Origin of the sequence: Paenibacillus sp. NPDC057886 (genome assembly GCF_042796655.1) — a bacterium.
GTDB lineage: Bacteria > Bacillota > Bacilli > Paenibacillales > Paenibacillaceae > Paenibacillus.
Genome location: NZ_JBHVMZ010000001.1, coordinates 365,722 through 385,858, shown reverse-complemented (window position 1 = coordinate 385,858; position 20,137 = coordinate 365,722). Strand labels below are relative to the sequence as shown.

Genomic DNA, 20,137 nt, shown 5'->3' with positions numbered 1-20,137 from the left:
CTGACGTTATGCCCAGAATTTTCGCCGGTATCGGCTCGGTGACAGTCCGGTAAATTTTTTGAACACCTTGCAAAAGTAGCTGTGGTCGGAATACCCCACCATGCTGCTAATTTCGGAAATGGTAACATCGTCTGACCGGAGAAGTTCCTCTGCCTTTTCAATCCGAATTTTATTCAAATATTCGTTAAAGCCTTCTTTTTTGTGTGAAGAGAAATAACTGGACAAGTACGATGGATTAAAATGAAAATGCTTGGCTACATCGGCAAGTCCGAGTGGCTGATCAAAATGCTCATGCATATATTCCAGCAGCATTTTCATATTCGGATCACTTCGTCGTCCACCTTCTCCAGTCGTGCACTCCTGTACCTCAGCCATGAACTGATCCAGTACCTTCATCGCTTCTGTCAGACTGGAAGCGCCGTCCACATGTTTGAAATAGGCATACTTGCTCTCTTCCAGCGCAGCGGACTGCACATCCATATCTGCCAAGGTAATGGTCACGTTAAAGATCAGATTGCCCAGAAAGGACTTGATTTCAAACACATCGGCAATATAATCCCGTCCCAGCGTAAGGGCATGCTCCTGCAAATATTCTCTTGCTGCTTCTGTTCGATTTCGCTTAACATGCTGCAAAAACATGTTCACATTGAACTGATACCCGGCAGGGTGAAGAGGCGGAAGTTCGCCATACACCAGGATAGATCGGTCCTCATAATAAAAGCGATACTCCATTAGCTTGATCAGACGTGTTCGATATACGTCCCCCATCTCTTCAAATGAAGAAAAGCTGTCGCTCAGCACCCAGCAAGGTCCGTCCTGCCCGTCCTTATTCTCGCTGGCCAACTCCTTGATCCGCTGTACCATCCATTCATCCTTGGAGGGCTCAACATTAAGGAGCATTACAGGAGACGCGCCTTCCGCTGGAACGATTGCGCATTCTACGTCGGGGAGCAGATTCCGTAATCTGAACTCCAATTGCTCGTTATCCAGCTTGTGCACATGTACTTGTGTATCCTGCGGCTTATATACGAGTAAGCGGAAACATCGGTGAGGAAACGTCTCCCTTATCATATGCATCTCATTTTCCTCATCCAACGTAAAACCGGACAGCATCTTTTCCATCAGTTGTCCGAGCCTCCACCCATCATGTGAAGGCTCAAACTGCAATTCGGGAATTTTGCCAGCCGTACGCTGAAGTACTTGTAATAATTCATTGGTATCCAGTTTCGGTTTCAATATATAGTCTGCTGCTCCATTCTGGAGCGTTGAACGTACATATTCAAATTCACTAAAGCTGCTAAGTACGATAACTTCAATCTGAGGATGGCTGGCTTTTAACGTCCGGACAAATGTTTCCCCATCCATCACAGGCATCACGATGTCCGTAATGACAATATCCGGCTGTAACAACTGTACCTGTTCAAGCCCTTCTTCCCCGTTGGAAGCTTCACCTACAATCTGAAAACCTTCAGCTTCCCAGTTCATATGGTGCTTAATACCTTGTCTTACAAGAAACTCATCGTCAACAATCAGCACCTTACACAACCGGTTCATGACCCTTGACCCCCTTGTCTAATCTTTCTTCTATGTCTGTGCAGGTTATACCATCATATATCGGATAGAATAGCCTACCCGTGTTAGCGGTTACATTAACTTTAAAGTTTTGTACTTCTTTTTATATCTCAAAACGAACGTTTTATCAATGGAAACTCTCTTTAGTGTACACTATATTTCGACAAAATAAGAAGCCCTGGCCAGCCATGAATCATTTTCGGCGAGCCAGGACTTCTTATCGATGTACGTTTAGATTAAGTCAGACTTTCATTTCAAGCTCATGCCTAAGGTTCGATCCCCCATTGAAGACTTCCGGCAATATATCCCGTTACTTTGGTCCAGTCGGCATAGGCTGTTTGACTTGGAGCAAACGAATAATCATCCGTCTGAATGTAGTTGGTCCAGTCGCTTTTGGAGAAACGTGCCTGAATTTCAGTACTTTGCCCCGCAGCCAGTGAACCTGCAGAAGCTTTGAACCCAATCTCCAGCAAGTAATCCGCTCCGGTCACTGGGGTCGACAGCGCACTAAACGTCCCTGTAACATTGTCGTTTCCAGCTGTTGCCCAGTCACAGAAAAAGTTTTGGTTCTGAGCGCCATTAATCGTATAGTAGTAACGAATTTTGACATCGGAAAGATTGATCGCTGTAGTACCTGTATTCGTTAATTTGAGCTTGGGATTAATGGAGTTACCCGTTGCTGAAATCGTTCCATTAAACATCTCAATTCGAATGGCTCCCGCGGGTACAGCCGTCGTGTCTTTGATGGTCAGATTCAGGATTGCATCACTGCCTGCACTGAAATGAAAGGTTAACGCTGCGCTTCCCTTGGGCAAAGAAGCCAGATAGGTTTTACTCAACACAACCTGATTGCCCGATAATGTGTAATCCGTACCTGAAACCAGTGTTGCACTGCCATTACGTATTGCACTAAGGGTGTTTCCGTTCAGTGTCAACGTGACAGGAATATTGGTCTGATTGCTTGTATTCTTGTCAAATTCCGCATTCACTGGTGTGATGGCCGAACTGGTCACCGGAGACTCGCCTCCACCTTCTCCACCGCCATTGTTCCCACCAATACGGTCAGCATATAAAATCCCCCGTCCATTTGTACCCAAATACACTCTTCCATACAGACGTGGATCACCTGTAATGGTGGTCACACGTGCATATTGATGCTGATTATCATTAATCCGTACCCAATTCGCCCCGCCATCATCGGAACGGAAAAATCCACGTGTTCCGTCGATCTTTGCAATCGTGTACAGCGCGACCACGTTCTGCCCAGGTGCCGCTTTACCAAAACCGATGCTGTCCGCTTCCTCCACATTTGCAAGCTTGGTAAAGGCCGCTCCTGAATCGGTGGAATGCCACAGACCATATGGCCCTTCCTCTTCACTGCCGCCTGCAAACCAAAGTACGCCTTCCGTTCCTGGAACTGCGTCCAGATCCGCATTTCCTTCTACCGGAAGTCCGGCAGCCGCAGATGCAGTGAAGGAGGCGCCACCATTGGTGCTCACGTAGACTTTACCGGCAGCAAATCCATAAAATTTGTTCGGGTTCACCCGGTCGGAGATCACTTTTGCCTGCGCGGGTATACCTGAACTCGCTGTCCATGAGTTGCCGCCAGTGGAATAATGCACACCCTTGTCTGACGTGCTCCATACTAGTCGATTACCATTTGCAGAGATCGCTACGGTTCCTCCTCCGGTTGTGCCGGCAGGCTCTGCGTTCGCCTTATACCACGTCGTCCCACCATCGCTGGACAAACCAATGGATTTTGCATTCGGATCAGCCGTGTAGTCTGCTTTCCCTACGCGAACCATGGTATTCGGACTTAACTCTGCAAAATCCAGACTTTCCGTAGAAGAGTAGTTGGGGCTGGTAAACATCGTAGCCGGTGCCTGATCCAGATCGTTATGACGGAATCCCGAGACATCCCCTACCCCACTTAACAAATGAGCCCCGCTTGGCAGGCTGATCAGATCTAGAACCGCGATCTCCTCGACCCCTTTGGCCATCACTGAAATATTGATTTTGTTGCCGTCATCCCAGTCTGTCAGATTTTTCGTGCCGTAGATGGTCGCGCCTGTCCCATACATCATACGGTCAGAATCAAACGGATCAATCTCTAGATCGCCAATCATCCAGCCCAGCTTTGGAGAAACTTCAGGCGGTGCAGGATTCGTCCCAAAGGTCAACCAAGGCGCGGCCGAAATATCCTGTGTGTAGCGCATTTTGCGGTTTGGATATCCATCGAATTCCCAGATGCGGGTCCAAGTAGCACCACTGTCCGTACTGCGGAACAGATTGGCATCAGGCCACCAGGAGTTGAGGGTTGCCACCATCAGTGTACCAGGATGCTGAGCATCTACAGCCAGTCCGCCGTATCCAAAATAATTGTCCGAGCTGCTGCTCGGCACTGGACTAATGTTGGTCCATACACCTGTAGTCGTATTTAATTTCCACAGGTCTCCCTTTTCCCCATCATAAGGGCCTGCACCATCGCTGTAAGAGATATAGAGATTTCCATTCGCATCCAGTTCCCCGTGATGAGGCAAATAACCTGTAGGCTGTCCAGCAACAGCGCTCCACGTTGCGCCTCCATTTGTACTGCGGTATATACTTTGATTTTTGTCGGCTACCCCGACATAGATGGTCTGTGTTGCCTGTCCAGCAGAACCTGTTGATTTGTCAAACGTGATCCAAGAAAGACCCACGATGTCACTGGTATACTCATAAGACGGGTCTTCCACATACGTGCCCGGATTCGGGAAGTTCGTTACTTTGTTCCAGGTTACACCGTAATCCGTACTTTTCCAGAGGCCATTGCCACTACGTGCACCAAAATACAAAATGCTGTTTTTATTTGGATCAACGGTGAGACGTTCCCCCATGGAACGTCCCGGCATGTTACCGCCGACTTTGAACGGAAGAGTGGTTGTCTGCCAAGTATCACCGCGGTCCGTAGAGCGCAGGATGGAGCCGTTGTTTTTGTCCCATGAATTCGTGTACGTGCCGACAGCCATATACACTCGATTCGGATCAACCGGGTCTGTTGCCAGCGCATCAACACCGTTTTTGTTCCAGTCATCCCAGCCGACAAAATCGGTGAGCGGGATCCAGCTCTCGTTGGCAGGATTCCAGCGATAGGCTCCTCCGATATCCGTCCGGGCATAGATCAAATCTTTCTCTGACTCATTGAAAATAATCCCCGGCACAAAACCGCCGCCAGCCCCGGTCACAACATTTTTCCACTGATATGAATCACTCGGTGCCGCATCTGTTGTTCCAGCGAGCACGCCCAGTGAAACTGCTGCAACGGCAACCGTCAAGCTCATCACTCGCAGCTTTTCCAAAAACGTTTTCATAATTACTTAGCCTCCTCTTCAATATGTTCATCGCATCCGGTAAACCCCCCGCTGTGCCATCATGTTAATGAGTGCAGTGTCAGACATTTAATGCGTTGGATCAGGCAACCAGCCCCACCTCCTCTCCATTTTATAAAACGCTTTCATAAATCGATTTCGATTACCATGGATTGTATTAACCTTTCAATAAATAACATTCGATGGCAATTAAAAAACCCCTTCTGCCCAAATTCTATTTTTTGTAATTTTTTTCTGTATTTCGCATTTGAAAACACAAAAAAGGATGCTGTATAAAACAGCACCCTTCTCTGTTGATACATATTTAATAAACAGAAGAACACAATTCCAGTAGCACGGTTCTTTATTTATTAGTATCCGACTGTGCTCCCCCGCCAAACGCGTAGGTTTTCTGTCCTTTCACACCCGGTCTGACTACGAATAGAGATCCAGCATTCGGCGTCTCCGTCAGCCGATCTTCTTGAATACCAATTCGCGCAGTCGTAATATATAAGTCCTCCAACTCCGGACCTCCAAAACAGCAGGATGTCACCTGATCTGCAGGTACCTCAATCTGTTGCAGCAGCTCTGCCGTATGCGGATTCCAGCGAGTGACTCTTCCTCCGCCCCAGTGGGCAACCCACAGCATTCCCTCACTGTCTACCGTCATTCCATCCGGATAGCCAAATTCCTCCGGTATAGTAATTACACTGGTCCGGTTCGTAATTTCTCCAGCAGCCAGATCAAAATCAAAACGGTCAATGGATCGTGTCGGTGTGTCAATGTAATACATCTTCTGTTGATCCGGGCTCCATCCCAAACCATTGGATGTGGATACATCCCTGAACAACGTTCGAACAGGCTGTCCTTCCTCCAGGCAATAAAATGCCCCTGCCTTGCTTTCATTGTTCATGCTCATCGTCCCTGCCCAGAAGCGGCCGAGCGCGTCACATTTTCCATCATTGAAACGGTTGTTGTCCTTGCCTGTCTCCGGATCTTCAATCGGCTGCAACTCTCCCGTGAGCAAGTTATAGGTGTGGAAGCCACTGCGCAAAGCAACGACAACCTCATCATCGTGGTATGGCACAACCGCACCTACATGCTCGCCAACATCATAAGTCCAATCCTCTCCTGAAGCCGGAACGTATACATGGATCTTGTAACTTTCAATATCCACCCATAACAATCGATTGTGTTCAGCATCCCAGCTTGGACCTTCGCCCAGCAGTGCAGGGGTATGTACTGCAATGTTCAAATTGCTCATGCCATCACGTCCTTTTTAAGATTTGACGCCGCCTGACCATTCGAAACCAATGGCATCCAAGAACGCTTTGGAAAGCACCATATGGCCTGTTGCATCGGGATGAACCCGATCGTAAGTCAGCACAGACGTATAGAAATGATCCCAGAATGGAGTAAATGCAGCCTGTGTATCCACGAAAATGGCATCATATTCCGCGGCTACTCTACGAACAGCTTCACCGTATATATCCATCGTAGCCCGCATCGGATCTTCCGGATTGGCTTCCAAATAATAAGGAGACATCAGAACAAGTCCTTTCAATCCAGGACGAACAGAAGCAACCAGATCACGCAGTGTAGATTCATACTCCTCCAGGAAAACTTGCGAGTCTGTGGATAACGGATTGTCAAATTGACGCCATACATCATTAATCCCGATCATGATGGTTAGCCAATCCGGTTTGAGATCAAGCACATCACGGTCCCAGCGCTGCTTCAAATCACGGATTGTATTCCCACTATTACCCACATTTTGAATCCGTAACATCAATTCCGGGTAGATGGAACGCAGCAAGGCATACACTTGCGCCACATAGCCGTGCCCCAGTCCAGAACTACCTTCACCAACAGGATGTTCACGGCCACAATCTGTGATTGAATCTCCGATAAAAAGCAGCTTATCATTCTTTTGCAATTTCATTGTCGTTTTCTCCTTCGCTCTCATAAGCGTTAAAATATGTGAGATCACTCGTATTCATATTTCATATTCAGGAAAGGCAGAGCTCAGCCAGGTGCCGTGTTACCACCCTTGATTCTTAAGCCAGGTCAGGCACAGATCAGACCAAGCCCGAACGGCATGGTCATCCTCTGCCAATCCCAGACCATGTGAACCTTTTTCAAATACATGCAAGTCATAAGGAATGCCGTGTGCACCCAGGGCGAGCGCGTAACGCAAACTGTTTTCTACAGGGACCGCCTGATCATCACTCGTATGCCAGATAAATGCTTCAGGAGCGTCGGCTTTCACCTGCTGCTCCGCACTGAAGGCCTTGATCTGTTCGGCAGACACATCTGACCCAAGCAGATTATCACGAGAACCGGCATGTCCATAGGAGTCCATCGTAATTACCGGATAACAAAGAATAACCCGATCCGGGCGTGAACTCTCCCGTTCAATAGGGTCTTCATGATCTGGTTGACCCTCGTCATACAAGGTTCCCAACGTGGCTGTAAGATGACCACCCGCCGAGAATCCAAGCACGGCAATTTTGAAAGGTTGAATGCCATATTGCTCGGCATGAGCCCGTACATAACGGATCGCACGCTGACCATCTGTCATGGGTGCCGGATGCTGGTGAGGCGCCACACGGTACTTCAGCACAAATGCGCTAATTCCCGCACGGTTCAGCAATTCAGCGATTGGAGCTCCTTCATGATCGGCCAAAAATCCATAGCCCCCACCCGGACATATAATGACAGCGCTCTCGGAACCTGGCTGAATAAATGGAATAAGATGGGGCATTTCATCCTCATAACCCTTGGCCGCATAAGGCGCTGCATGGTCCCACAATGGTATTGTTGTTGTCACTTCTATCATCCTCTCTAAGTTGAACGGATACGTTGATCCGTATAGTCATTTTCCAATCTAAGGAATCGATATCATCATAACGGGAAGCACCCTTGCGCATCAATACCTTCCTGGCATCACTTTTTGTTCAATTTGTAACAGGTTACACGGAATCCTCATGCTTGAACAGTGTTTTATAGCACATTTATAACTCTGAATGATTAATATAACGTTCGATACTGCTCCGGAGTTACGCCCTCAATCCTCCGAAATGTAGCCACAAAATGACTCGCATCCCGAAAACCCACCTTCGCTGCCGTTTCCTTGACGGTTAGTTTACTGTCCCCTGTCATCCATTCTTTCGATTTGCGAATACGGAGGAGAATGAAATAACTGTAGGCGGTCATGCCAAAGGATTGTTTGAAAAGGGTATTCAGATGCCTAGGCGTAATGCCTGGTATGGCAGCCATCTGTTCAAGACCGATTTCGGGATCGGCATAGTGTTCATTCATAAATGAAATTAACGGAGCCAGCCGTTCTACGGCATGGGAGATCGAAGATCGACTGCCCGTCATGCCATGTTTTTTGAGCAAAATCAGAAATCGGTACATGTCCGCTGACGCTTCCAAGCCGGATAAATCCTGGTCACTGCTGATGGAACCCAGCACTTCCCTGCCATAATATTCAAGCTGGCTCTCTGAGTCCCACTGGTGAAGGGCTGCCTCCCCCAAACCAAGCGACTCTGTAATGGCCGGGCACTGGGAGCCTCCAAATGTAATGTAAAGTGTCTCCCATTCTCCTTGCGAGCGTACATACTCGTGCGGCTCATTCGGCGGCAGCAAAATGCCGGATGTCTCCCCCAGCTGCACAGTTGAACCTGCAAATCTGAACTCTCCAGCTCCCTTCACCGTCTGAAGCCAGTGATAACAAGGATATCCGGCAGGTCTGTACACATTCTCCTGATTGCCGTTATATCCTATACTCTCGATGTAGAGTGGAAGCGGCTGATCCCGTGGGGTCATAAAGTAGCGCCGATGATCGGGTGTGATGAGCATAGAGATTCTCTCCTTTGAACAAAGCCAAGGTTACAGTTCCATATTCTTATATGTTTCATTACTTTTCTTATATTTTAAAAGTCATATCCATCATATAGTATAGAATTATTCTTATACAAGAGGTGAACACATTTGATTAGCAGCAAGTTACCCAAAATGTTCTACGGCGGCGACTATAACCCTGAACAATGGGATCATGAGACTCATCTTGAAGATCTGCGCATGTTCCAATTGGCAGGTATTGATATTGCGACCATCAACGTATTTTCATGGGCACTGATTCAGCCTGATGAAGTCACTTATAATTTTGAAGGACTCGACCAGTTAATTAACAGTCTCTATGAAAGCGGCATTTACATTTGCCTCGCGACAAGCACTGCTGCACATCCAGCGTGGATGGCGAAGAAATACCCGGATGTACTGCGTGTGGATGCCGATGGACGCAAACGCAAATTCGGTGGCCGGCATAACTCCTGTCCGAATAGCCCAACCTACCGCAAATACTCCGAAAGGATTGCAGACAAGCTGGCGGCACGTTACAAGGACCACCCTGCTGTGCTTGTATGGCATATCTCCAACGAATATGGCGGCGATTGTTATTGTGATAACTGTGAGAAAGCGTTCCGCGTGCATCTCAAAGAACGCTACCAGACCCTGGAGCAGCTCAACAAAGCATGGAACACCAATTTCTGGGGTCATACATTCTACGATTGGGATGAGATTGTATTGCCAAGTAACCTGAGTGAGCACTGGGGAAACAACAATTCCACGTTCCAGGGCATCTCGCTTGATTACTCCCGCTTCAACTCCGACAGTATGCTTGATTGTTACCGTCTGGAATATGATGCGATCAAAAAACATATCCCGGATTCGGTCGTTACGACCAATCTGATGGGATTTTTCAAACAGCTGGACTATTTCAAATGGGCCAAATATATGGATATCGTCTCCTGGGACAGCTATCCAGGTCTTGCGACCCCGGTGAGTTTCACAGCTATGGCTCATGATCTGATGCGTGGATTGAAGGACGGTCAGCCGTTTATGCTCATGGAGCAGACACCAAGCCAGCAGAACTGGCAGCCTTATAACTCATTGAAACGCCCCGGCGTCATGCGTCTGTGGAGTTACCAATCTGTCGCTCACGGCGCGGATACAATCATGTTCTTCCAGCTCCGCCGTTCTATTGGCGCCTGCGAGAAATATCATGGTGCAGTCATTGAACATGTCGGACATGAACATACCCGTGTATTCCGTGAAGTCGCGGAGCTGGGCAAGGAATTACAGTTGCTGGGCGATAAAACGCTGGATGCTACTGTGGATGCCAAAGTCGCGATTGTGTTTGACTGGGATAACTGGTGGGCAATTGAGAAATCCAGCGGACCTACCGTTGCACTGAACTATGTAGATCAAATTCACAAATACTACGCTGCCTTCTTCCGCCGCAACATTCAGGTGGACATCGTTAGTGTGGATACCGATATCAGTAAATACGACATCGTGCTCGCTCCGGTACTCTATATGGTTAAATCAGGCTTTGCGGCCAAACTGGAGAAGTTTGTAGAAGCAGGCGGCACATTCCTGACAACCTTCTTCAGTGGTATCGTCAATGAGAGTGACATTGTAACAACCGGTGGTTACCCGGGCGAACTTCGCAAACTGCTTGGTATCTGGGTCGAAGAAATTGATGCCCTCCTGCCGGAACAAAAAAACAGTATTATCCTGAAAGAGGCTTATGGTGATCTTCAAGGAGAATATGGTTGCGGCATGTTGTGTGACTTGCTGCACAGTGAAGGTGCAGAAATCATCGCCGAGTATGGAGACGACTTCTACAAAGGCATGCCTGTGGTAACCCGTAACACGTTTGGTCAAGGTGAAGCCTGGTATGTAGCTTCCGATCCGGAAGATCGCTTCCTGGACGGCTTGCTGGGACAACTGGCCGCAGCCAAAAATATTGATTCTCTTCTGGATACTCCGGAAGGTGTTGAAGTGACTGCTCGTACCAAGGATGGACAACAGTACCTGTTTGTCATGAATCACAATGCTACCTCTCAATCCTATGATTTGGGCAAGGCTGAGGCTCATGATTTGCTCACAGCTCGGTCCCTTTCAGGTACGATCGAGATTGAAGGTCGCGGTGTACAACTGCTTGAAATGAAATAATATTCGAAAACCGATGATACAACATGTTACATGGATATCGCATTGATCCAAAATTTGCGGCTTAAAAGCGTGTCAATTGTTAAAATTTGAAGTATTATATGGATGAACTTGTTTCAATCTGCTACTTCCCGTATCCGTTTAGACCGGATACGGGTTTTTGTCATTATTTGTGAGGCTCTCGGTTAGAAGGAAATACCGAGAAGCGAAGCGAATTGGACGAGACACACAATTTAACGACGCCCCGCCGGGAAAAGGAAGCGGCCCCTCTGTAAGCAGGCGCTGCACTATATTGAATAATTAATATAATGCTGCGAAATATTGGTGACAGCCATGATGTCACTTATACACTGTTACAATGGGAGGAACACTCCAGCATTCATTCCGGCGGCGCAACCCTCGAAACGGAGTGGCTGACATGAATAGAACAAATCGGCTTGCCGCCATCGTTATGGCATTGCAGCACGGTCACGAAACGGCACATTCACTTGCAGAAAAGTTTGAAGTTTCCCGCCGTACCATCCTGCGGGATATCCAATCACTCTCAGAGATGAATGTCCCGATCATTGCTATCTCCGGTCCCGGAGGCGGCTTCAGACTTATGGAGGGGTATGTACTGCCCCCACTGCAATTGGACCCGGTTGAAGCAGCTACTCTCATCTTTGCTCTCGAAGGCCTAAGCCATTATGCAGATACCCCTTTTCAAGAGAAACGCTGGACATTAATGGACAAAATCAAAAGCATTATTCCGGATGATGTCAAGGCAAGAATGGATCCCATGCTCAAACAACTGCAGCATGATGTCCCCGAGCGGAACTACATCCTTCATCATCTGGAACCGCTTCTGGCTTGTATCCCGGAACAAGGGTGGCTGCGTATGTTGTACCGCTCTGCTTCCCGTCAACGCTGGCTAACGATCTGCCCTATTCGAATCTATGCTTCGGCAGGTTTCTGGTATTGTGAAGCGTATTCGGAGGAGCATGGTGAACAGCGCCTGTTCAGGGTCGACCGCATTCTGGACGTTACGCCGATTGAGCTGCTCGAATCACAAAAGCTGTCTGAACAGGCTGAACGACAGCGCAGCAAACTGAAATCTCCCGAACGTTCTCCAACGCGTGTTACGGCACGTTTGAGTTACAGCGGAATGATCGAGGCAGAACAGGACAAGCATATTGGAGAACGGATGATCGAGATCGCTCCGGATGTCTGGGAACTGTCCTTTCTCTGCCCTCCCGGTGAGTGGGCCTGGGCCGTACGATTCTTTTATCGACTTGGACGTGAAGCAGAAGTACTTGAACCTGAGAACCTTCGCTGCGAGATTCGCAAACATGCCGAGGAAGTATACCAGATGTATCTTACTTCCAACAATAATCGTTGTAGCACACACTAAAAAGGAGCTTGCCAAATTCATGATGAATGAGAATGAATCCATCGTAACTTACGAAGAAGCTGTTCAGCGAATAGAGGCTGTGGGACTGCTCCCGCTCGCACCTTTATTCCCTGAATATCCTTCACTGTCCTCCATAACGCCTAAAGAAAACTGGCACAAGGATAACGCGCTTGATCCCTGGTTGTGGCGTTCACGTCTGGCTGAGGAAGGGATCGCTGCCTATGGCAAATTTGTCAAAAAGAAAGCCATCCTGGTCTCACGCGAATATTTCCCATGGGTGCACCGTCTGCTCGCGGACTCCAGAGTCATGGAAGAACAATATGACGCGGGATTGCTCTCTCGAGATGCATTCAGACTGTATGAAATAATCGAGAACCATGAGGGGATTGATGGACGGACGTTGCGTTCACAGGCAGGTTTTGGGGCCAAAGAGGACAAAAAGGCTTTTGATCAGGGACTGCTGGACCTTCAAAGCATTAGCGCCATTGTCATCTGTGGCACCAAAGAAAAAGAAGGCCTCGCTGAAGGCAAGGTGGCCTGGAACAGCTCTGCTTATGAGACCTCAGACTGCTGGATGAAACGTCAAGGTATTAAGCCATTTGAGGGCAGCGTTGCAGACGCGAGTGAACTCCTGGTACAACAATTGGAGAAACACGTTTCTACTACCGCACTGACCAAAATCAAAAAAGCCTTTGCGATACATTGATTGAAATAAATACCTGCAAACGAAAAATCCCGGAAGCCGAAGTAGGCCACCGGGATTTACTGTTTATACGTCCATACATGCAGCAGATATAAAGCAACGAACGAATACAATTACAGGATGACTCCATCCTTGAATATCGCAATTTCCCGAAATCCATGCTGCTCGCTGAGCGTATGCGCCCGCCCTGAAGCAATATCGATCAGCTGGCTGAAAAGCTGTACTTTCACGTCTTGCATCGTCTTTCCTTCCAGCAGTTGACCTGCGTTAAAATCGATCCAGTGCTTTTTCCGATTTGCGAGGTCAGATTGGGTTGCAATCTTGACGGTAGGTACCGGGCCTCCAAACGGCGTTCCGCGACCTGTTGTGAAGAGAACAATGTGCGCACCCGCAGCAGACAGTGCCGTAACAGACACGAGATCATTCCCCGGAGCTTCCACAATGTTCAGACCGGTTTGAGTGACACGTTTGCCATAACGAAGTACATCAACTACGGAAGAACGCCCTCCCTTTTGCGTACATCCCAAAGACTTTTCTTCCAACGTGGTAATTCCGCCTGCCTTGTTCCCTGGTGAAGGATTTTCATATATATTCTGACCGTGATTCACAAAGTATTGCTTGAAACCGTTCACCAAGTCTACCAAATCATCAAATACCTGCTCACTGGCCGCCCGATTCATCAGGATGGTCTCTGCACCAAACATCTCGGGAACTTCGGTCAATATGGCCGTGCCTCCAGCGGCAACCAGCATATCCGCAACGGAACCAACGAGCGGGTTCGCCGTAATCCCGGACAGACCGTCCGAACCGCCGCACTTTAATCCAATTTTGAGCTTGCTCAGGGGCAGCGGCTGACGCTGTTCATGTTCGACGAGCTCCACTAGCTCTTCCATCAAACGCAGCCCTTCTTCAAGCTCGTCATCTGTTTCCTGCGCTTTAAGAAAACGGACTTTCCCCTGATATTCCGGTGCGATACATTCGCGGAACTGGTCTACCTGATTATTTTCGCATCCCAACCCAATAACCAGCACGCCGCCGGCATTCGGGTGTTCCACCAGGGAAGCCAGTACTTGCTGCGTATATTTCAGGTCATCACCCAACTGCGAGCATCCGAAAGGGTGCGGGAAATGGTAAACACCATCCACCCTGCTGCCGAACTGTGACTGGCCCATCCGAGCCAATGCTTCACATACTTTATTAATGCAGCCGACCGTATTTACAATCCAGATTTCATTGCGGATACCAGCTTCACCGTTAGGCCGCAGATATCCGTCAAATGAGCGCAGATGTTCCGGAGGCATGTCCGTCTGAACAGGTTGCCCCGGCTGATACTGATATTCAAGTAATCCGTGAAGTCCTGTTTTCAGATTGTGACTGTGAATCCAGCTCCCCTGCTCAATCTGTTCTTTGGCAATCCCGATGGAAAAACCATATTTCATCACATCCTCGCCCGGTGCGAGGGTATGCACAGCAATTTTATGGCCTTTGGGCACATCATCCCTTAGTGTAAAAACAGTACTGTCTGGCAGGGTAATGCTCTCCCCTTTTACATAATCTCGAAGGGCTATAATGACATCATCTTGCGGTTGAATCGCAATCCAGTCATTGACTGTACGTGTTGTATTCATCAACTCTCACCTTCCAGCAAACCAATTTCGTGAACGAGTGCTTCGCGAAGCCCCTCTCGATCATCCAGATTTTCTCCCCAGATCGATACATCAGACAATACAGCAGCTATACTCTGGTCTAATTGCTGCTTCTCCCTCTTCAGAGGATCATAACCATCCCAATGCTTGGCGAGTGCAGCCAAAACATCCACATCATCCCGAAGCAGGACGGACTCACCGTTCAGTCGCTGTCCCATATAACCGTCTGGCGTGCTCACTGGACGATAAAGACACAACAATCCCGCAAATCCCTTCACGAGCCGGGCAGGCCAGGTTCCCTGATTTTGCTCAAAAGCCAAAAGTGTAGGCAGCACACGAACCTTGAATTTCCCTACTGTATTTAATGCAATATCCTGCAGCTTGTGATTAATATACGGATTGAGGAAACGTTCAAACACTTCGGCTGCGTACTGATCCAGATTATGATCCGGCATATCCAGTGCAGGCACAATCTCCTGATGTACCGCTTCTCTGATCCATGAGCCAAACTGCGGGTCTTCCATCGTCTCTCTTACATGTTCCTTGCCTTGCAGAATGCCGAGCGATGACATGAGTGTATGAGCACCATTCAGAATACGAACCTTGCGCAGCTGAAAAGGTTCCAAATCCTTAACCCAATGTACGTTGAGTCCCGCCTGTTTAAGGGGAAGTTTTTTGTCCAGTGCTTCATCTGCCTGAATGGCCCAGAAATGGTACGGCTCTGCCGTATTGACCAGTTGATCCTCGTATCCCCAGCGATTGGTCAGGGAATCGGCTTCTTCCTTGGTCGGTGCACCCGTGACAATCCGGTCAACCAGATTGTTCAGGAACAAGTTATGGTTCTCAATCCATGAAACGAAGCCTTCAGAATAACCAAAATCTGCACTATGCCGCAGTACACAACTGCGCAGTACATCCCCATTGCCTTCGAGCAACTCACAGGGCAGGTGAATCAATCCTCGGGATGGGTCCCCATCAAACCGCAGGTAACGCTGATGCAAAAAGACCGTCAGTTTACCCGGAAACGATTGTACCGGTTCACCCTGTGTGTACTCTGCATACGTATATTTCAATCCCGACTCGGTTGTATTGGAGATGACAAACTCCAGGGAAGGCAACTCCGCAAGCTTCAGAAAATCCTGCCATTCTTCGTACGGATTAATACACTGTGAAAAAATCGAGATCATTTCCGTACGTTCCACCGCTTTTCCCTGTGACAGACCTCGGGTAATCATCGTATACAATCCGTCCTGATCACGAATTTGTTCCAGTTTTGCCTTTCCCCCAGGCCGAGGTTGGGTCACGGCAACACTGCCATGGAATTTGCCTTGTCTGGCACTCTCATGAAGCATCCAGTCTGCAAACCCACGCAAAAAGTTGCCTTCCCCAATCTGTAGTACCTTTACAGGGCGTTCCATCACTTCTTTGCACTTGCGCTGGCTATCACTTCCGAGCAGATTCAGCTTCAGCCTTGGTCTTTTCGTGCTCGCCGACATGAACATTCACCTCATCGTTTTATTTGTCAACATCAGATGCCCGCTGCACGCCACACAGCCGCTTACACTTCCATTGAAAACGCTTTAAATTCATTGTATCATCAATAAAAGGAAATTTAATTGCTTATATTGCGGTAAATGTACTCTTTTATGATCAGGTGTATTCTCTTTTTTTGTAGCCACTGTTTCGAAAGGAGATTAAATGGAACGTTCACCCGTTCGTACAACTATTCAGGCGGAATCGGGGATTCCTTTTCGTCTGGTATATGCAGATACCAAGTCCCCCCAGAACGAGTTGCCGGATCATCTTCATGACTGGCATGAAATTATTTATGTATATCGAGGTCAGGGCACCATTTTCATTGATACCGGTCTTGAAGACATGCAGGAGGGCGATTTGTTCATCATTCCTGGCAGCACGGTACATCGCGCATTGCCGGATGCCGGGAATCCGGTGACTTCGTCGGCCTTGTTCTTCAGTCCAGGATTACTGGCCTCCACAGCGGGAGGCAATGCGTCGGCCATGCTCTCTCTATTTGAACGCTGTCGTAAACGCAGGTTGTACAAGAGGCATCTGGAGCCCAAGGAACAAGCACAGGTTGCTACGCTAATTGACGACATTCATGCTGAATTCCAGTTAGAAAATCACCTGAGTGCCCACGCAGCTCTGCTGCGGTTGCAGCTCTTACTTATTTATCTGGAGCGATTGGAGGCAGTCGGTCCTGCAAGTCCTGCCAGAAGTGTCCCTGGACCAAGCTGGCTCTCTTCTACGCTGACTCATATGGATGAAGAGCTGCGAAGTGGCCTTTCCTTGCCGGAACTGGCACGGCAGGCAGCCGTATCTCCGGCTCACTTCAGCCGTGCGTTCAAAAGGTATACCGGCATGACGTTAACTGACTATGCGTTGGCCCGCCGGGTCATTATGGCGAAAGAACATCTGCTTCGAAGTGATGAGACGATGGCCGTTGTTGCCGATGCCTGCGGCTTTGAGAGCCTGCCCCATTTTTATCGACAATTCAAGAAACTGACAGGCACCACACCTGCTGCCTACCGTAAAACCATGAAGAGTCAGAATCAAACGTGATTGTCACGACATCCTGAAATGTAGAGATTTGTTTATGTGTAACATATTCTTCCATACTATTCGTGTGGTATGTTATAATACTGAATTACAATGTCGGAAACGATGCGTTTCTGCTGCCAGAGGAGCCTTACATCCCATGTTAAACGAATTGAATCGCAGAAATATCGGCATCTTCGCACACGTCGATGCTGGGAAAACAACAACGACAGAACATATGTTATTTCAAAGCGGTGTCGTCCGTAGTCCAGGTCGCGTAGATGACGGAACAACAGCAACAGACTCTCTGGATATTGAAAAGGAACGAGGCATTTCCGTGCAGGCGGCTATGACCTCTTTGATCTGGAAGGATACGATTATTGATCTGATTGATACGCCGGGACATATCGATTTCAGCTCTGAGGTAGAGCGATCCCTGCGTGTTATGGACGGAGCCGTTCTGATTGTATCCGCCGTGGAAGGGGTTCAATCCCAAAGCGAGACCATCTGGCATGCTCTCCGCTCGCTTGGAATTCCTACCCTGATTTATATTAACAAAATGGATCGGGTTGGCGCCTCTGCTGAGACGGTCATGGATCAGATCCGCTCCAGTCTCTCTCCCTTCGTATGCGAAATCCAATCCTTTCGTATGAATGAAGATGTGTTCGAGGGCATTGACTCCCTTTGGAATACGAGCCAAACGCCGTTGACGGGTTCCCCTTCATCTATCCCGGGCCTTTTTGAATTATTGGCCGAACTCGATGAAGATCTGATGGAAGCCTACATTAATGGTGAAACGCTGCCTGCTGACCTGCTAGATGAAGCATTTCGCAAACAGGTGCATCAGGGCGAAGTGTTCCCCATTTGTTATGGCGCCTCTGGCAAAGGGATCGGCGTAACAGAACTGCTGGATGCCATTATTGAATTTCTTCCTGCACCCGCGCAGCCTCAAGAACCTTCAGTATCCGGGGTTGTATTTAAAATTGAACGGGATAAAACGATGGGCCGTACTGCCTATGTTCGCATGTATGGTGGCAGCGTGCACAATCGGGATACGATCTATAACTCCACTCGAGAGCTGGAAGAGAAAGTGACACAGATTCGCCGAATGGATGGTCGGAAATGGGCGGATACGGGTGCTGTTCATGCCGGACAGATTGCTGCACTGTATGGACTAAGCGATACCCATGTTGGTGATATTATTGGCAGCCCCGCAGGTGTGCCTCCTGTACCCCAGTTGGCTGTTCCCTTGTTGACCGTGCAAGTTCATGGTAAAGACACGGCTCGTTATCCTGATCTTGTAGCCGCATTGCAAGAGCTGACGGACGAAGATCCCCTGCTCGATTTGCAATGGTTGCCTGAAGAACGGGAACTGCATCTTAAAGTCATGGGAACCATTCAGCTTGAGATTCTGTCCAGCCTGATGATGAGTCGTTTCGGACTGGATGTTGTATTCGACCCGCCGTCCGTCATCTATAAGGAAACTCCTCGTTCTTCTGGGGAAGGATTCATCGCGTATACGATGCCCAAGCCTTGCTGGGCCATTCTTCGATTCAGCATTGAGCCTTTGCCGCGTGGCAGCGGTCTAATCTACTCATCCACCGTCCGGACGGATCATCTCCTGCTTCGTTATCAGAATGAAGTGGAGCGCCGCATTCCCGAAGCGCTATCTCAGGGGTTGTTGGGGTGGGAAGTTACCGACCTGCGCATCACGCTAATCGAAGGAGAGCACCATGTCTGGCATACCCATCCACTGGATTTTGTGGTAGCCACGCCGCTGGGAATCATGGACGGACTGGCAAGCACCGGTACAACTCTGCTGGAACCCATTCTGAATTTCCGGTTAACAGTCCCGGAGGAGTACGGCGGCAAAGCGCTTAGTGATCTGGTACATATGCGGGCAACCTTTGAAGCGCCGATCATCGGAGGCGGACGATGTATCGTTGAAGGACGTATGCCTCTGGCAAGCTCCATGGATTATCCGGTGAAGCTGCGTTCAGAGACGAGCGGACGCGGGGTGCTAACGACTTCTTTTGCCGGGTATCAGGATTGTCCTTCGGATGTGACACATACGCGCAAACGCAGAGGAGTTAACCCGCTGGACCAATCCAAATATATTTTAAGTGTTCGAAATGCGATTACATCATAATTGGAGTTGACTTTGTCGTGCTGATTAAATTTCTAATTTTGGGCCTGCTGTGGCGGATTGTAGGCAATCCGTTCCTGGCGGTTCTTATTTTCCTCATCATTCTGTATTTCCTGGATCGTCGATATGTTGGGGTAATGCCAAGCTTCATGAAGCCTCTTAAGCGTATGCGTAACATCTCACGGCTCAAGCAGCAGCTTGCCATGAGTCCGAATGAAGTCTCTTCCAAGCTGGATCTGGCACGTCTGTTGATTGAACGCAAACGTTATAGCGAAGCTCATACATTGCTGCTGGAACTGGAACGTCCTTACGAGCAATCAGCCGAATACTGGGAGGCGCTGGGCACAACTGAACTTCATCTGGGACAAACGGAAGAAGGCGAGCGTCATATTTTGCAGGCATTGGATATTAATCCAAGAGTGAAATATGGACGTCCTTATCTGACACTTGCAGGTGCATTCAAGGATACTCACCGGGACAAAGCTCTGGCATACGTTCAGCAATTCCAGGAGATTCATTCCTCATCCAGTGAAGCATATTATCTGCTCGGCTCGGTGTACCGCTCCCTCGGGCGAACTGCTGATGCAAAGCAAGCCTACGAGCAATCATTGAACGTATATCGCTCCCTGCCAAAATATAAGAAGCGCCAGGAGCGTCGCTGGGCTGTACGCAGCTGGTTCCGCAAGCGTGGACTGTAAAGCCGCTCGGATACGTCTACTTCAGCATTGGATTCGACGTCGTGAATCTGAAATATAC

Annotated in this window: 14 protein-coding genes; 6 read left to right on the top strand and 8 right to left on the bottom strand. The window is 48.6% G+C overall.

The window, feature by feature from the left end; genetic code table 11:
• Window positions 1–6: 6 nt before the first annotated feature.
• The 6 genes from ACFVQB_RS01685 to ACFVQB_RS01660 all read right to left on the bottom strand — a co-directional run bounded on the left by ACFVQB_RS01685 (window position 7) and on the right by ACFVQB_RS01660 (window position 8,783).
• Window positions 7–1,554 (bottom strand): response regulator, encoded by a 1,548-nt coding sequence (locus ACFVQB_RS01685; RefSeq protein ID WP_379434702.1) that lies wholly within the window; start codon window positions 1,552–1,554, stop codon window positions 7–9.
• 284 nt (window positions 1,555–1,838) lie between these two features.
• Window positions 1,839–4,922 carry a X2-like carbohydrate binding domain-containing protein gene (locus ACFVQB_RS01680; RefSeq protein ID WP_379434701.1) on the bottom strand — a complete coding sequence of 1,028 codons (3,084 nt, stop codon included), beginning with the start codon at window positions 4,920–4,922 and terminating at the stop codon, window positions 1,839–1,841.
• 361 nt (window positions 4,923–5,283) lie between these two features.
• Complete coding sequence (locus ACFVQB_RS01675; RefSeq protein WP_379434700.1) at window positions 5,284–6,183, bottom strand: SMP-30/gluconolactonase/LRE family protein; 900 nt, start codon at window positions 6,181–6,183, stop codon at window positions 5,284–5,286.
• Window positions 6,184–6,198: 15 nt separating this feature from the next.
• Window positions 6,199–6,861, bottom strand: a complete 663-nt coding sequence (locus ACFVQB_RS01670; protein ID WP_090895847.1) for an SGNH/GDSL hydrolase family protein — start codon at window positions 6,859–6,861, stop codon at window positions 6,199–6,201.
• A gap of 99 nt (window positions 6,862–6,960) precedes the next feature.
• The gene (locus ACFVQB_RS01665) at window positions 6,961–7,749 is read right to left on the bottom strand and encodes an alpha/beta hydrolase (RefSeq protein WP_379434698.1); all 789 of its coding nucleotides are present in this window, start codon (window positions 7,747–7,749) and stop codon (window positions 6,961–6,963) included.
• A gap of 200 nt (window positions 7,750–7,949) precedes the next feature.
• Window positions 7,950–8,783 carry an AraC family transcriptional regulator gene (locus tag ACFVQB_RS01660; protein WP_379434696.1) on the bottom strand — a complete coding sequence of 278 codons (834 nt, stop codon included), beginning with the start codon at window positions 8,781–8,783 and terminating at the stop codon, window positions 7,950–7,952.
• A 132-nt stretch (window positions 8,784–8,915) separates the two neighbouring features.
• Between ACFVQB_RS01660 and ACFVQB_RS01655 the strand changes: the two genes are divergently transcribed.
• From ACFVQB_RS01655 to ACFVQB_RS01645, 3 genes are all read left to right on the top strand, one after another.
• On the top strand, window positions 8,916–10,943 hold the full coding sequence (locus ACFVQB_RS01655; protein WP_379434695.1) for a beta-galactosidase: 2,028 nt from the start codon (window positions 8,916–8,918) through the stop codon (window positions 10,941–10,943).
• 415 nt (window positions 10,944–11,358) lie between these two features.
• Entirely contained in the window at window positions 11,359–12,330 is a 972-nt protein-coding gene (locus tag ACFVQB_RS01650; RefSeq protein WP_379434693.1) for a helix-turn-helix transcriptional regulator, read from the top strand.
• 19 nt (window positions 12,331–12,349) lie between these two features.
• Window positions 12,350–13,036 (top strand): AlkZ-related protein, encoded by a 687-nt coding sequence (locus tag ACFVQB_RS01645; protein WP_379434691.1) that lies wholly within the window; start codon window positions 12,350–12,352, stop codon window positions 13,034–13,036.
• A gap of 110 nt (window positions 13,037–13,146) precedes the next feature.
• Here ACFVQB_RS01645 and ACFVQB_RS01640 read toward each other — a convergent pair whose 3' ends face one another.
• Together ACFVQB_RS01640 and ACFVQB_RS01635 are read right to left on the bottom strand one after the other, a co-directional pair.
• Window positions 13,147–14,661, bottom strand: a complete 1,515-nt coding sequence (locus tag ACFVQB_RS01640) for a UxaA family hydrolase (protein ID WP_379434690.1) — start codon at window positions 14,659–14,661, stop codon at window positions 13,147–13,149.
• Window positions 14,661–16,175, bottom strand: a complete 1,515-nt coding sequence (locus ACFVQB_RS01635; protein WP_379434688.1) for a tagaturonate reductase — start codon at window positions 16,173–16,175, stop codon at window positions 14,661–14,663. Before ACFVQB_RS01635 ends, ACFVQB_RS01640 begins: the two co-directional genes overlap by 1 nt.
• A 202-nt stretch (window positions 16,176–16,377) precedes the next feature.
• On the opposite strand from ACFVQB_RS01635, the gene ACFVQB_RS01630 reads away from it, so the two are divergent.
• From ACFVQB_RS01630 to ACFVQB_RS01620, 3 genes are all read left to right on the top strand, one after another.
• Window positions 16,378–17,259 (top strand): helix-turn-helix domain-containing protein, encoded by an 882-nt coding sequence (locus ACFVQB_RS01630; RefSeq protein WP_379434686.1) that lies wholly within the window; start codon window positions 16,378–16,380, stop codon window positions 17,257–17,259.
• Window positions 17,260–17,395: 136 nt separating this feature from the next.
• Entirely contained in the window at window positions 17,396–19,384 is a 1,989-nt protein-coding gene (locus ACFVQB_RS01625) for a GTP-binding protein (protein ID WP_379434684.1), read from the top strand.
• Window positions 19,385–19,401: 17 nt separating this feature from the next.
• On the top strand, window positions 19,402–20,079 hold the full coding sequence (locus ACFVQB_RS01620; protein WP_379434682.1) for a tetratricopeptide repeat protein: 678 nt from the start codon (window positions 19,402–19,404) through the stop codon (window positions 20,077–20,079).
• Window positions 20,080–20,137 lie beyond the last annotated feature (58 nt).

Coding starts and splice junctions, on each gene's coding strand:
- ACFVQB_RS01685 (WP_379434702.1), bottom strand. CDS start 1,554: ATGAACCGGTTGTGTAAGGTGCTGATTGTTGACGATGAGTTTCTTGTA.
- ACFVQB_RS01680 (WP_379434701.1), bottom strand. CDS start 4,922: ATGAAAACGTTTTTGGAAAAGCTGCGAGTGATGAGCTTGACGGTTGCC.
- ACFVQB_RS01675 (WP_379434700.1), bottom strand. CDS start 6,183: ATGAGCAATTTGAACATTGCAGTACATACCCCTGCACTGCTGGGCGAA.
- ACFVQB_RS01670 (WP_090895847.1), bottom strand. CDS start 6,861: ATGAAATTGCAAAAGAATGATAAGCTGCTTTTTATCGGAGATTCAATC.
- ACFVQB_RS01660 (WP_379434696.1), bottom strand. CDS start 8,783: ATGCTCATCACACCCGATCATCGGCGCTACTTTATGACCCCACGGGAT.
- ACFVQB_RS01650 (WP_379434693.1), top strand. CDS start 11,359: ATGAATAGAACAAATCGGCTTGCCGCCATCGTTATGGCATTGCAGCAC.
- ACFVQB_RS01645 (WP_379434691.1), top strand. CDS start 12,350: ATGATGAATGAGAATGAATCCATCGTAACTTACGAAGAAGCTGTTCAG.
- ACFVQB_RS01640 (WP_379434690.1), bottom strand. CDS start 14,661: ATGAATACAACACGTACAGTCAATGACTGGATTGCGATTCAACCGCAA.
- ACFVQB_RS01635 (WP_379434688.1), bottom strand. CDS start 16,175: ATGTCGGCGAGCACGAAAAGACCAAGGCTGAAGCTGAATCTGCTCGGA.
- ACFVQB_RS01630 (WP_379434686.1), top strand. CDS start 16,378: ATGGAACGTTCACCCGTTCGTACAACTATTCAGGCGGAATCGGGGATT.
- ACFVQB_RS01625 (WP_379434684.1), top strand. CDS start 17,396: ATGTTAAACGAATTGAATCGCAGAAATATCGGCATCTTCGCACACGTC.